We start from the raw sequence: 12,631 nt of genomic DNA, 5'->3' as shown, positions 1-12,631 counted from the left end.
TTTTCAGGAGAAGGCAAAGGTCCTAATGACGGTTATGATGATGACCATATCATCCGCCTTGATCCGCGTGAGTGGGAAGGTTTCGAGCCTGCGCAGCCGGCCGCGAAGCCGATATTGGAATCCAAAGCTTTCGATGGCGATGAACTTTTGAGCCGTGCGTTTGGTGAGGCTGATCCTATTGATTCTTCTGCCGGTCTTTCCTCAGACAATGCGACCTATTCAAGCAATGGTACAGGTTCATCTGCGTTGGATACCATTCATGATTTAGCAGAGGCTTCTATTTTCAAACTGTAATCGTTCCATAATATAAAAGGCCGTCTGAAACCAATATATGTTTCAGACGGCCTTTTGTGTATGGTCATCAGGACGGGGCCTAACTCATCATCCAGATTACCAAATGCACCATGGTCGGGCCAAACAATACCATAAATAGTCCGGCCAAAATCATGGTCAGGCTGGCCATCACGCCTTCGGTTTCGTGGCGTTGTCCGGCGCGCGATGTGCCGAAGCCGTGGGCGGCATTGCCGAATGCCACACCGTTGGCGGTGTGGAAACGGATGCGGGTAAAGGCCAAAAACAGGTCGCCGAATATCATGCCGACAAAGCCGGTGATGATGGTGAACAGGGAAACGAGCGAGGCGGAGCCGTGGATCTCGCTGGCGAGGACGACGGCAAACGGGGTGGAGATGGAGCGCGCCATCAGGCTGTTGGTCACTTCGTTGTTGAAGTGAAACATATGGCTCATGAGGAATGCGCTGACTACACCGACAAACATGCCCACCATAATGGCAATGGAGAGGATGGGCAGCTGGCGGCGGATGACTTCGCGGTTTTCATAAATGGGGACGGCAAAGGCAACGGTAACCGGAGTGAGCAGGAAGACGATGCCTTGGGTATATTTATGGTAGGTGTCGTAATTGACGCCGAATGCCAGCAGCAGGAGGATGGTGCTGACGGAGACGGTAACGACGGGGGAGAAAATCATTAAGGGTTTTTTGCGGTGGATTTTTTTGGCAATGACATAGGCAAAGCAAGTCCAGATGAAGCAGGCGAGGGCGGTGTAGTCCATTTTTATTCTCTATTTTTAGGAGTGGAGTTTTCTGTAGAGGCGGCGTTTCCAGCGGTAGCAGAAATCGAGGGTCAGGGCGGTGCTGATCATCACGAGCGCGGTGCCGACGGCGATGGTCAAAATCAGCTGCCAACCTTCGGACATCAGCAGGTCTTGATATTGCAAGACGGAAACCATGATGGGGATGAAGAAAAAGACGAGTTCGCCCAATGCCCATTTTGCGCCGCGGTCAACCATGCCCGGGCGGATGATGCCGAGCCCCAAAAGGGCGAGCATGAGGAACAAGCCCAATACGCCTGAAGAAATAGGCAGATGCGTGAAGCGGACGATAAGGTCGGAGACGCCCCATACTGCGCCGATGATGGCAAGCTGCAAGGCCGTCTGAAAAAATCTGGTGAGGGAATCCATGATGTGGGTGTGTGTTGAATGAAAGGCTTGATTATAGAAACCTGGTTTCTGCATAATATGAATTATTAAACGAATAATCATGCCTTAGAGGAATAATGGACTTCAAAAGCCTGTATTGTTTTGCCGAACTCATCCGCCTGCAAAGTTTTTCGGCCACGGCTTCCGCGTTGAATTTGACGCAGCCGACGGTCAGCAAAATCATTCAGGCTTTGGAAGAAGAATTGGGCGTGCCGCTTTTGTGCAAAGAAAACGGACGCAAAAAGCGGCAGGTGCAGCCGACCGCAATCGGCGAAGAAGTCTATCGCCACGCGTTAAACCTTCTACACGAACGCGATTTGCTGCTGGCCTGCATTGACGATTACCGCCATGTCAAAAGCGGGACGCTGCGTTTGGGCTTGGCTTTGTTTGGCAGCGATTTGCTCAGTCATGCGCTGTTTGATTTCCACCAAAAATGGCCGGACATCGAATTGTCGTTTTTGGAACAAGGCTCGCTCGCCATCGAGCAATCATTGCGCAACAACGAACTTGATGCCGGGCAGCTGCTCGCGCCGGTTCACGAAGACTTCGACAGCATTACCTTGTGCAACTATCCGCTGGTGGTCTTGATGCCGAAAAGTCGGGCGAGACACGATGCGCTGACGCTCAAAAGCCTGCAACACGAGCCCTTCATCCTGTTCGGCGCCGGCTTTTCCCTCAACGAAACCATTCAGACGGCCTGCCGTAATCAAGGTTTTACCCCCAACGTTGTCTGCCGTACCGGACAATGGAATTTGGTCGCCGACATGGTGGCGCACAATATGGGCATTGCCCTGCTGCCCGAATACTATGCCCGAAAAATCAATCCCGATGTCTTTGCCGCCATTCCTTTGGTCGAACCCGAAATCCGCTGGCAGCTCACCATGGCATGGAAAAAACACCAACGCCCGACGCCGGCCTTAAGGGCTTGGTTGGACGTGGTCAGGGAAGCGTTCGGCAGGCGAAACAAATAAAATCAAATCATCAGGCCGTCTGAAAAAAAGGAGTGTCGTTATCATCCGGTTTCAGACGGCCTTTCCCGTTAAAAATGGTAAAACGGCCTAAAAAAGAGTAGAATATGCACCGTTTACAACTCTGCGCCTCTCAGCAGGCTCGAATTATGGACCTTCCCAGTTCGCCTTTGAACTTCCCATCAGACACACAACAACCATAATCATCCCGCCGAAATGCCTCCCCGCGTCCGGCGGGCGGAGCATTTATGAGCATCGAACAAACCCCTCCGAATCTCGACCATACCCCCGACAATGAAGCGGTGGAAGACCGCATTTCTGACGATCGCATCTCTGACGATATCGACCGCATCCACGCCTTATGCGAAATTCTCGAGCCGTCCTTTGAACAAATCGAAGCAGGCGTGCCGATTGAAGACGAAAGCCTGCGCGACAAGTTCACCGAGCTGACCGTCCTCTTGGCCGAGCTGCACCCTGCCGACGTGGCCGCCGTCTTGGAATCCCTGCCGCCGCGCGAGCGTAACATCGTCTGGCTTTTGGTCGCCCCGGAAGACGACGGCGAAGTGTTGCTGGAAGTATCCGACGCCGTACGCGAAACGTTGATCGAGTCCATGGACAAAGACGAGCTGTTGGCTGCCGTCGATGATTTGGACGCAGACGAATTGGCAGAACTGGCAGACGACCTGCCGCACCAAGTGGTGTACGAAGCGCTGCAAACGCGTGATGAAGAAGAACGCGAGCAGGTCAAAGCGGCGATGTCTTACGAAGACAACCAAGTCGGCGCGATTATGGACTTTGAATTGGTCAGCATCCGCGCCGATGTGACGTGTGAAGTCGTATTGCGCTACTTGCGCCGTTTCGACAGCCTGCCCGACCATACCGACAAGATTTTCGTGGTCGATGAAAACGACGTGTTGCAAGGCGTTCTGCCCATCCGCAAACTCTTGGTCGCCGACCCCGAAGACATGGTGGCGGACGTGATGGCCACCGATGTCGTGCGCTTCCGTCCCGAAGACGATGTGGAAGAAGCGGCACAGGCGTTTGAACGTTATGACTTGGTCACCGCGCCGGTTGTCGATGAAAACAAAAAGCTGATCGGCAGGATCACCATTGACGAAATGGTGGACGTGATCCGTGAAGAATCCGAAGCCGACATGTTTAACATGGCCGGTTTGCAAGAAGAAGAGGACTTGTTCGCCCCGATTTGGGACTCGGTGAAAAACCGCTGGATGTGGCTTGCCATCAACCTGTGTACCGCCTTTATCGCCAGCCGCGTAATTGGCGCATTTGAAGGCAGTATCGAGAAAATCGTCGCACTGGCTGCGCTGATGCCCATCGTCGCCGGCATCGGCGGCAACTCCGGCAACCAAACCATCACCATGATCGTCCGCGCCATGGCAATGGGACAAATGACCAGTACGCAGGCAGGCCGCCTGCTGAAAAAAGAAGTCGGCGTCGCCCTCGTCAACGGCATTATTTGGGGCACGGTAATGGGCGTGATTTCATGGCTGCTCTACGGCAACATCGGCATCGGTTTGGTCATGGTGGCCGCGATGACCTTGAACCTTTTGCTGGCCGCGACCGTCGGCGTCCTCATTCCCGTCATGATGGACAAAGCCGGACGCGACCCGGCATTGGGCAGCTCGGTGCTGATTACCGCGGTTACCGACTCCGGCGGCTTCCTGATTTTCTTGGGATTAGCAACCATGTTCCTGTTGTAATAGGAAAAAAAAGACGTGTTCGATACGTCCTTTTCAAACCGTTTAAAAGGCCGTCTGAAATTTCAATTTTCAGACGGCCTTTGCTGTTTTTTAAAGCTTTACATCATGAGGGCGTTTAGTTTTGGGGCTGACGTAGATTAGCCCCTTGTTTAAAGCGAAGTCAGAAAAGTCAGAAATCCCAATATCACGCCGACTGCGTTGGGTATAATCAGAATCCAGTCTTTCCGGGGTTCTTTGCTCCAACCGTACAAAACCCAAATCAGACAGGATACTGCTGCAAACAGGGGTTGCCACGGCTGCGCCTTTGCCCCTTGCATATTGGCGATAATTTGGGGGATATAGGCGACAAATACGAAAATACCTATTGCCGCTCCTATGCTGCCGACAACGGTATTGAATTTTGCTTTGCTTATCATGCTGGTAAGTCTCCTTTTAATATGAAAATCGAGGCGGTAGATAATATGGGCAGGCTGACTCAGCCGAGGGAACAGCCGCAGCCGCAATGATGTTCGTGGCCTTGGCCATGTTCGTCCGAATCTTCGGCAAGCAGGGCTTCGTAGTCGCCGCTTTCAATCAGGCTGACCAGTTCTGCCGGACTTTCCGCGCCTTCTACCTAGTCGCAGGATAAATAACTCTATTCTACCGCAAAATATGTATGTCATCATCCATCATTTGGCCTTGGCTGCCGATGAGGTTTTCGAGGGCTCTGTCGAGCTGGACGAAAGCTATTTCGGCGGACAGCGTAAAGGCAGACGTGGTCGAGGTGCGGCAGGAAAAGTGGTTGTCTTCGGCATTCTGAAACGCAACGGACGGGTCTATACCGTTGTGGTGGATAATGCCAAGTCTGAAACGTTATTCCCTGTCATCAAAAAGAAAATCATGCCGGACAGCATTGTTTACACGGATAGCCTGAGCAGCTATGATAAGTTGGACGTGAGCGGTTTTATCCATTACCGCATCAACCATTCCAAGGAATTTGTCGACCGTCAGAACCACATTAACGGCATTGAGAATTTTTGGAATCAGGCAAAACGTTTCTTGCGAAAATACAACGGAATCGATCGCAAATCTTTCCCGCTGTTCTTGAAAGAATGCGAATTTCGATTTAACTTCGGCACACCGTCTCAACAGCTTAAAATCCTGCGAGATTGGTGTGGAATTTAGGGCTAATCTACGTCAGCCCCTTAGTTTTTGATGACGTTTACAGCGTAATGGGCAGTAGTGTTACGGCGGGCTTGGGCGCGCATCATATAGACCTGCACTTTATATTTGCCCGATTGGGTAGCGATACCGTCAAATTTATCGCCTTGTGCCGAACCGTTAAATACGGCTTCATCGTCTTTGGGTGCCCATACGTTGAAATAGGCGTTAGGGCTGCCGGTTTTACTGATGCGCAGGCGGTCGCCCTTGCGTACGGAGAACAAATGCTCGGCGGTTTGATAGCCGGTGATTTTGCCGGAAAAACGCTGCTTGGTTTGTTTGTGTGCCGAAGCTGGTTTTGAAGCTTCCGCTTTAGGCGTGGCGGCATTTGAATAAGTGGTAAACAGTAAGGGAAGGGCGGCTAACAAGAGAAATTTTTTTCATGGGTTGGGTCTCCGAATGTGGGGCGCCAATATGGCACTCATTTTGATAACCCATCAGTATGTTCATATTTTTATAAAGCCAAAGCCGAATAGGGCAATATTCATTTTTTCAATCAGGCCGTCTGAAAACAAATATTATTCAGACGGCCTTTTCTGATAATATAACAACGAATTATTCCTTTCGGAGCCGTTATGACCTTCCCGCCACTCAAATCTCCCCTGAAATTTTACGCCGTTGTTCCCACTGCTGACTGGGTCGAGCGCATGGTCAAAGCAGGTGCCGACACGGTGCAACTGCGCTGTAAAATCCTGCATGGCGACGAGTTGAAACGCGAAATCGAACGTTGCGTCGTAGCCTGTCAAAACAGTGCAACCCAGCTTTTCATCAACGACCACTGGCGCGAAGCGATTGCCGCAGGTGCATACGGCGTGCATCTCGGGCAGGAAGACATGGACACTGCCGACCTAGCCGCGATTGAAGCTGCCGGTTTGCGCTTGGGCTTGAGTACGCACTCTGTTGCCGAACTCGATCGCGCCTTGTCCGTACAACCTAGCTACGTCGCCAGCGGTGCGATTTTCCCGACCACGACCAAGCAAATGCCGACCGCCCCGCAAGGTTTGGACAAACTGCGCGAATACGTCAGACAGGCACGCGGCACGCCCGTCGTCGCCATCGGCGGCATCGATTTGAACAACGCCGAAGATGTGCTTGCCACCGGCGTTTCCTCACTTGCCGTCGTCCGCGCCGTGACCGAAGCGGAAAATCCCGAAGCGGTGGTTAAAGCGTTTCAGGCTTTGTGGGATGAATAAGGCCGTCTGAAAATAAGAAGTCTGACAAGAGGAGCAAACATCATGAAGATTATATTGAACAATGAAACCATCACATTAAACGGCACAACCGTTGCCGACCTTATCGCCCAAACTTCGCCGCCAAAACCGTTTGCCGTTGCCGTCAATACCCAGTTTGTCGCCAAAGGCACGTATGCGGAAACGGTTTTGAACGAAAACGATAAAGTGGACATTGTGCGCCCGGTAGTCGGCGGATAAGCGGTTTTACTGCGCGTATAGCTGCGCTATTGGTTTAATGCTGAGAAAAGGAAAAGAGATGTTTATCGTATCGTTGGAATATATGAAAGAATTGGCTGCGGTTGAAACCTACCTGGCCGAGCATATCGCGTATCTCGAACGGTATTATCAAGCAGGTGTATTTGTGATGTCTGGACGCAAACAGCCGCGGACAGGCGGCGTTATCCTGATGAAAGCATCAGGCAGGGAACAGGTGGAAAAGTTAATTGCAGAAGACCCGTTTCACCGAGAAGGCGTAGCGAAATACACGATTACCGAGTTTATTCCGACCAAGGTCGCCGAAGGACTTGAAAATTATTTGGAAACTATCTAAACCGATTTTTCAGAAGGCTATTGCCCCAAAAATAATATTACAAAGGAATCCATCATGTTTACCCTATACGGAGAAACTTTCCCTTCACGGCTGCTGCTCGGTACGGCTGCTTATCCGACGCCGGAAATCCTCAAGCAGTCTGTCCAAATCGCGCAACCGGCGATGATTACCGTTTCATTGCGCCGTGCCGGCAGCGGCGGCGAAGCGCACGGGCAGGGTTTTTGGTCGTTGTTGGAAGAAATGGGTGTGCCTGTGTTGCCCAATACCGCAGGTTGCCAAAGTGTGCAGGAAGCCGTGACTACTGCGCAAATGGCGCGCGAAGTGTTTGATACCGACTGGATCAAGCTCGAACTTATCGGCGATGATGACACGTTGCAGCCGGACGTGTTTCAGCTTGTCGAAGCGGCGGAAATCCTGATTAAAGACGGCTTCAAAGTGCTGCCTTATTGTACCGAAGATTTGATTGCCTGCCGCCGCCTGCTTGACGCAGGCTGTCAGGCGTTGATGCCGTGGGCGGCACCGATTGGCACGGGTCTGGGCGCAGTTCATGCTTATGCGTTGAAAGTCCTGCGCGAACGCCTGCCCGACACGCCGTTGATTATCGACGCAGGCTTGGGTTTGCCTTCGCAGGCGGCGCAAGTGATGGAATGGGGTTTTGACGGCGTGTTGCTGAATACCGCCGTTTCCCGCAGCGGCGATCCGGTCAATATGGCACGCGCTTTTGCGCTTGCGGTCGAGTCGGGCCGTCTGGCTTATGAGGCGGAACCTGTGGAGGCACGTGAGAAAGCGCGCGCCAGTACGCCGACGGTGGGCCAGCCTTTCTGGCATTCGGCGGAATATTGATAAACATTAGGGCGTGTCGAACACGCCCTTTTTTATTGGTGGAAAACCTGATTTTAGGTTGAACAGAATGTTCAGACGGCCTTGGCCAAAAGCTGTTTCAATGGCTTTAAGATTTGCCATGCCTGCGCTTTGAGTTGAGGCTGCATCAGTAGGCGGGCGGGGTGGGGAATGACGAAATGCGGCCGCTTCCCGCACAATTCGTTCATCAGTCCGATCATGTCGGGGCTGTCGAAGATTTTGCCGAGAAACAATACTGCGCGCGCTTGCGAAGCGGTCAGCTCGTTTTGCATTTCGGCAAGCTCGGAGCGGATGTGTTCGGCATCGGGCAGGGCGGTGAACACGGGCGCGGTTTTGACCCATGCGGTTTTGTGCGCCTGCTCGGGCTTGAGGCCGATGGCGGCGAGGATGTTGTCGAGAAGCGTGCCGACGTCGCCGCTAAACAGCGTACCGTGCAGGCTGTCTTCGGTGGACGGGCAAATGCTGACCACCATGATTTCAGACGGCCTGATGGTTACGTCAAGACGGGGCAGATTGTCTGAATGCGCGGCTTTTTCTATTTTTGCCGGTGTTTCGGCCATGGCCTTGGGCGCCTCTTCGGGAACGCGGACAGCCGGTTTGGCCGTTTGCGCAGTGGCAATGGCGGCGGTGCGTGCCTGATGGGCACTTGCGGATAAAGTGCGCACGGCTTGCGCGGTATCGGCAGCAATGGTTTTGGGGCGGACGGGCGCGGCTGATGCTGCGGCTTGAGGCGCGGCATGGATGATTTTGGCGTTTCGGTTCAGCCACATCGGGCCCAAGCCCAAGGCTTCGTGCAGGTGCAGGTAGCGGCTGCTTAACATGATTTCTCCATCAATACGGCATCTTCGCTGCCACCGTCGGGCAGGGCGTAGTAGTTTTTGCGGCGGCCGCAGGTTTGGAAGCCGTGTTTGCGGTAGAGCTGTTGCGCGGTTTCATTGCTTGCGCGGACTTCGAGCAGCAATCGGGTCGCGCCTTGCTGTTGCACTGCGTTTTGCCAGTGTTGCAGCAGGGCGGATGCAATGCCTTGGCGGCGGTATTCGGGCGCGACGGCAATCAGATGCAGTTCGGATTCGTCAAACACGGTTTGCCACACGATAAAGCCGGTAATTTGGTGGTCGGCCTGACTGAGCCAAACGCTGTCGGGATGGTGTTGAACCGCCGATTCAAACTGCTGCGCCGTCCACGACGAAGGATTGCCTTGTGCGTCGATGGCGGCAATGGTGGGGCAGTCGGCAAGTACGGCCGGGCGCAGGCTCACGGTTTGGCCTTTTGTTGGGCTTGCTCTTGCGCGGTCAGGGCAATTTTATTGCGGACGTAGAGCAGCTCGGCATGCGCCGCATCGGTGGCAACATAGCGGCCGCTGCGGGCAAGTTTGAGATAATCGGCGGCCGTCGGCATATCGGCTTGACCGTCAAAAGGCGGTTTGTCGGCGAGGGCAAAGGCATTGCCGATGCCGCCGCTAGGCGTTTTGCCTTCGGGAGCGGTAATGGCGGCGGCTTTGCCAACCGTGTAATCGCTCAAACGGACGTGGTTTTGCGTATCAAACCATGCGTAGAACACTTCGCCCATACGCGCATCGGTGGCTGCCAGGACGCAGCTTGATGGCGGCAGCAGCGAAGCGGCGGCATCGAGGCAGGGAATGCCGATCATGGGCGTGTTAAACGGCGTGGCCAAACCTTGTGCAACCGCCGCGCCGATACGCAGGCCGGTAAATGCGCCGGGACCTTGTGCATAAACGATGCAGCCCAAATCGGCGGCCGTGATGCCCGCTTCTTTAAAGAGGCGTTCGATTTGCGGCAGGATTTGTTCGGATTGCTTGGTGCCGACGTTTTCGTGAAACAGGCGGACTTCGCCTTGATGTTCCAATGCGATGGACAGAAAGGATGTGCTGGTGTCGATGGCAAGAGTCGGGCGGTTGTCGGTTGGCATGGTGTTATTTTTTAGAAGGATATGGGTTGCCATTATAGTGGAACGTCGAGGGGGAACAAAGCATTCGGGCGGCGCTTGGGTAAAAACGCCGTTTGCCGCAAAGCTATTCGATAAGTGAACCAAGGTTTCAGGCCGTCTGAAAACGTTTCAGACGGCCTTGTTTTATTTGTCGAGTTTCAATAAAGGAGAACCTGCTTTTTTAACGGCGCGGCGGTAGGCTTCATGCGCTTCGATGCGCTGCAAATAGGCGTGGATATTGGGGTAGTCGGCAAAATCGAAGCGGTCGGCCGCGGCTTGCAGCGGATAGCTCATCATGATGTCGGCACCGCTGAGGCTGTTACCGACCAACCATTCGTGGTTTTCCAACTCGCTGTTGATGTGGGCAAGATGCAGCACGGCTTGCGGATGGATAAAGTTGCTTTTGACGCTGCCGCTGATTTTACGGGCAATCGGTTTGACGAAAAACGGCATGGGCGCGCTTTCAATCCGGCGGAACACCAGTCCGAGCAGCAATAACGGCATCAGCGAACCTTCGGCATAATGCAGCCAACGTTGATATTGCCAGTATTCGCGGCTGCCGTGTTCGGGCATCAGGCTGCCGTTGCCGTAGGCTTGAATCAGATAGTCGGTAATCGTGCCGCTTTCCGCCAAGATAAAGCCGTCATCATCCAATAAAGGCGATTTGCCCAAGGGATGGATGGCTTTAAGTTCGTCAGGGGCGAGCAAAGTGTCGGGATGACGGCGGTAGGTTTGCAGGCGGTAAGGCGTACCGAGGATTTCAAGCAGCCAAACAATGCGCAGGGCGCGGGATTGGTCGAGAGAATGCAGGGTAATCATGAAGGGCTTTAAATATCGGTTTGTTTGAGGCCGTCTATGCTGATTTGGCAGGCATCGGCGTATTTTTGCAGGGTTTTGGCCGGTAGTTTGGCGAACACTTCGGGGCGGAAATGCCGGCGCAGCTGCCATTTCCATACTCCAGCCGCCATGGCCAAGCCGGTTTCATCATAACGGCAGCGGAACATATGGTAGTACAGCGGCGAATATTCGCCTTTTTCGACGGCTTCGCGTGCGGCCTGTGTTTGGGCATCGAGTTCGCACACCGCCATTTCGGTGGCGTAGGCTTCGTCCTGCCAACCGTTGCTGGTGGCCGCTTCGTAGTGGCCGTCGCGGGTGCCGTAGATGACTTTGCGGTGGCCGTGGTAGCTGGCGCTGTTGTCTTGAGGGATGTCGTCAATCTTCATTCAGACGGCCTTTACTGCTTCCAAAAGCATGAAACATGTTGAAAAGCGTCCGCTTTCCGGAACATAACACAGGATTTTTTGGCCGTGTTCGATGGGGAAGGTGCGCATAAATTCTTCAAGGATGATGTAAATCGAGGCCGAACCCGTGTTGCCCTTGCTGTGCAGATTGGTAAACCATTTTTCCTGCGGAATGTCGAAGCCGATGTTTTTCAGGCCGTCTGAAAGGCGGTCGCGGAAAAAGCCGGAAGAGTAGTGGGGCAGGAACCAATCGATTTCTTCAGCGCGGATGCCGTGTTTGGCGGCGATTTGGGAGAGGGGTTTTTCCACCGTATAGCGGACGATGTTTTCATTCAGCAGTTTGACGTCCTGTTTGACCGCCATCAGGCTGTGGCGGCGGCCGTAATCGGCATCGGCGTGTTTCCAGCCTTCAAATACGCCGTCGCGGAATTCTGCGCCGGCATACATGCAGGGCGGCATTTCGTTGGCGTAGGAAAGCAGGTCTATCCAATGGATTTTCAGGCTGAGGCCGTCTGAATTGGGGCAGTCGGACAGATACACCGCGCCTGCGCCGTCAGATAGCATCCAGCGCAAAAAGTCTTTTTCAAACCCGATTTCGGGGGATGCGTTTTCCAGTTTTTTATGGTCGGTTTCACTTTGGAACACTTCGCTGCGCATGACCGCCGAAGCGTTTTCGGAAGCAACGGAAACCGCATGTGCGTGTTCGCCGGTGCGTACGGCGTTGTAGGCGTGTTTCATCGCCGCCATACCTGCCGCGCATACGCCTGCCATGCTGAACACTTCACAAGGCGGCATATCCAGTAAACCATGCACCATTGCGCCGTGTCCGGGCATGGTTTGGTCGGGATAGGAAGTGGCGCAGGCCAGGCTGCCGACGGCTTCTGCAGGAACACCTTGGGCAAACAGGCCGTTGACCGCTTCGGCGGCCAATTCGGCATTGGTGTGCGTCGTGCGGCGGCTTTCGAGATCGATGGCGTAATGGCGCGACAAAATGCCGTTGGAGCGCAAAATCATACGGCGCACGCGTGAAGGCACATCGCCTGCCATGCCGAGTACGGCTTCCATTTCGTCATTGCCGACGGGGGCGTTGGGCAAAAAGGCAGAAACGCGGTTGAGATAAACGTTTTTGAGTGTGTTATTCGATGTCATGATGTGTTTGTCAAGATAATCAACCGATAAACCACGCCGCGTAGTCGCAGCTTGCAGTCAACGGGATATGGTGTGTTTCGGCATATTCCATCAGCGCGTCCACCAGCAGTTTGGCAATGCCGCGATGACGGAAGTTGGGCGAGACCTCGGTATGGTTTACGTCCCAGCCGTCGTTGTGTTCGGTATAGCTGATATAGCCTGCTTCCAAACCGTCAATATCGATTTGAAAGCGATGGCGCTCGGGGTAGTGGATCACTTCGGGCATGA

The 12,631-nt window shown here is 53.7% G+C and carries 18 protein-coding genes and 1 pseudogene; 8 read left to right on the top strand and 11 right to left on the bottom strand.

From position 1 onward, the window contains the following. Window positions 1–294: hypothetical protein (locus HMPREF2596_RS11340; RefSeq protein ID WP_168167164.1), on the top strand; the 294-nt coding region annotated here is incomplete at its 5' end. A gap of 79 nt (window positions 295–373) precedes the next feature. On the opposite strand, the gene HMPREF2596_RS00315 is transcribed toward HMPREF2596_RS11340, so the two are convergent. Then, the gene (locus HMPREF2596_RS00315; protein ID WP_070848832.1) at window positions 374–1,069 is read right to left on the bottom strand and encodes an LrgB family protein; all 696 of its coding nucleotides are present in this window, start codon (window positions 1,067–1,069) and stop codon (window positions 374–376) included. Between the two features lie 15 nt (window positions 1,070–1,084). Next, window positions 1,085–1,558, bottom strand: coding sequence for a CidA/LrgA family protein (locus HMPREF2596_RS00310; protein ID WP_070848830.1), 474 nt, complete (start codon window positions 1,556–1,558; stop codon window positions 1,085–1,087). A gap of 14 nt (window positions 1,559–1,572) precedes the next feature. Between HMPREF2596_RS00310 and HMPREF2596_RS00305 the strand changes: the two genes are divergently transcribed. Together HMPREF2596_RS00305 and mgtE are read left to right on the top strand one after the other, a co-directional pair. Beyond that, complete coding sequence (locus tag HMPREF2596_RS00305) at window positions 1,573–2,466, top strand: LysR family transcriptional regulator (RefSeq protein WP_070848828.1); 894 nt, start codon at window positions 1,573–1,575, stop codon at window positions 2,464–2,466. A 245-nt stretch (window positions 2,467–2,711) separates the two neighbouring features. Beyond that, the gene (mgtE, locus tag HMPREF2596_RS00300) at window positions 2,712–4,184 is read left to right on the top strand and encodes a magnesium transporter (RefSeq protein ID WP_070848826.1); all 1,473 of its coding nucleotides are present in this window, start codon (window positions 2,712–2,714) and stop codon (window positions 4,182–4,184) included. A 149-nt stretch (window positions 4,185–4,333) separates the two neighbouring features. Here mgtE and HMPREF2596_RS00295 read toward each other — a convergent pair whose 3' ends face one another. Then, window positions 4,334–4,600: a SemiSWEET family transporter gene (locus HMPREF2596_RS00295; protein ID WP_004518970.1), complete on the bottom strand. Its 267-nt coding sequence runs from the start codon at window positions 4,598–4,600 to the stop codon at window positions 4,334–4,336. A 218-nt stretch (window positions 4,601–4,818) separates the two neighbouring features. On the opposite strand from HMPREF2596_RS00295, the pseudogene HMPREF2596_RS00290 reads away from it, so the two are divergent. Continuing rightward, a pseudogene (locus HMPREF2596_RS00290) lies at window positions 4,819–5,348 on the top strand (IS1595 family transposase); the annotation flags it as partial. 20 nt (window positions 5,349–5,368) lie between these two features. Here HMPREF2596_RS00290 and HMPREF2596_RS00285 read toward each other — a convergent pair. Then, on the bottom strand, window positions 5,369–5,752 hold the full coding sequence (locus HMPREF2596_RS00285; RefSeq protein WP_004518967.1) for a hypothetical protein: 384 nt from the start codon (window positions 5,750–5,752) through the stop codon (window positions 5,369–5,371). A 207-nt stretch (window positions 5,753–5,959) separates the two neighbouring features. Between HMPREF2596_RS00285 and thiE the strand changes: the two genes are divergently transcribed. From thiE to HMPREF2596_RS00265, 4 genes are read left to right on the top strand one after another with little or no spacing between them, the layout of a single operon-like run. Beyond that, window positions 5,960–6,577, top strand: a complete 618-nt coding sequence (gene thiE, locus HMPREF2596_RS00280; RefSeq protein ID WP_049329750.1) for a thiamine phosphate synthase — start codon at window positions 5,960–5,962, stop codon at window positions 6,575–6,577. Between the two features lie 42 nt (window positions 6,578–6,619). Continuing rightward, window positions 6,620–6,814 carry a sulfur carrier protein ThiS gene (gene thiS / locus HMPREF2596_RS00275; protein WP_049351218.1) on the top strand — a complete coding sequence of 65 codons (195 nt, stop codon included), beginning with the start codon at window positions 6,620–6,622 and terminating at the stop codon, window positions 6,812–6,814. A 58-nt stretch (window positions 6,815–6,872) separates the two neighbouring features. Further along, window positions 6,873–7,166 (top strand): YciI family protein, encoded by a 294-nt coding sequence (locus tag HMPREF2596_RS00270; RefSeq protein ID WP_049332239.1) that lies wholly within the window; start codon window positions 6,873–6,875, stop codon window positions 7,164–7,166. A gap of 54 nt (window positions 7,167–7,220) precedes the next feature. Continuing rightward, window positions 7,221–8,009 carry a thiazole synthase gene (locus HMPREF2596_RS00265; RefSeq protein ID WP_049332237.1) on the top strand — a complete coding sequence of 263 codons (789 nt, stop codon included), beginning with the start codon at window positions 7,221–7,223 and terminating at the stop codon, window positions 8,007–8,009. Window positions 8,010–8,080: 71 nt separating this feature from the next. On the opposite strand, the gene HMPREF2596_RS00260 is transcribed toward HMPREF2596_RS00265, so the two are convergent. The 7 genes from HMPREF2596_RS00260 to HMPREF2596_RS00230 form a co-directional block, all read right to left on the bottom strand. After that, window positions 8,081–8,848 carry a uracil-DNA glycosylase family protein gene (locus HMPREF2596_RS00260; protein ID WP_070848824.1) on the bottom strand — a complete coding sequence of 256 codons (768 nt, stop codon included), beginning with the start codon at window positions 8,846–8,848 and terminating at the stop codon, window positions 8,081–8,083. Beyond that, window positions 8,842–9,285 carry a ribosomal protein S18-alanine N-acetyltransferase gene (rimI, locus tag HMPREF2596_RS00255; protein ID WP_070848822.1) on the bottom strand — a complete coding sequence of 148 codons (444 nt, stop codon included), beginning with the start codon at window positions 9,283–9,285 and terminating at the stop codon, window positions 8,842–8,844. Before rimI ends, HMPREF2596_RS00260 begins: the two co-directional genes overlap by 7 nt. After that, on the bottom strand, window positions 9,282–9,956 hold the full coding sequence (gene tsaB, locus HMPREF2596_RS00250) for a tRNA (adenosine(37)-N6)-threonylcarbamoyltransferase complex dimerization subunit type 1 TsaB (protein WP_070848820.1): 675 nt from the start codon (window positions 9,954–9,956) through the stop codon (window positions 9,282–9,284). Before tsaB ends, rimI begins: the two co-directional genes overlap by 4 nt. A 162-nt stretch (window positions 9,957–10,118) precedes the next feature. Beyond that, a complete protein-coding gene (locus HMPREF2596_RS00245; protein ID WP_070848818.1) occupies window positions 10,119–10,793 on the bottom strand; it encodes a glutathione S-transferase family protein in 675 nt (224 codons plus the stop codon). Between the two features lie 8 nt (window positions 10,794–10,801). Next, on the bottom strand, window positions 10,802–11,197 hold the full coding sequence (locus tag HMPREF2596_RS00240) for a DarG family dialkylresorcinol biosynthesis protein (RefSeq protein WP_049332227.1): 396 nt from the start codon (window positions 11,195–11,197) through the stop codon (window positions 10,802–10,804). After that, window positions 11,198–12,364, bottom strand: coding sequence for a beta-ketoacyl-ACP synthase III (locus HMPREF2596_RS00235; RefSeq protein ID WP_070848817.1), 1,167 nt, complete (start codon window positions 12,362–12,364; stop codon window positions 11,198–11,200). 19 nt (window positions 12,365–12,383) lie between these two features. Further along, window positions 12,384–12,629 carry a GNAT family N-acetyltransferase gene (locus HMPREF2596_RS00230; RefSeq protein WP_070848833.1) on the bottom strand — a complete coding sequence of 82 codons (246 nt, stop codon included), beginning with the start codon at window positions 12,627–12,629 and terminating at the stop codon, window positions 12,384–12,386. Window positions 12,630–12,631: the final 2 nt, after the last annotated feature.

Origin of the sequence: Neisseria sp. HMSC078C12 (assembly GCF_001838065.1) — a bacterium.
Lineage (GTDB): Bacteria > Pseudomonadota > Gammaproteobacteria > Burkholderiales > Neisseriaceae > Neisseria.
This window is presented reverse-complemented; position numbering and strand designations above follow the sequence as displayed.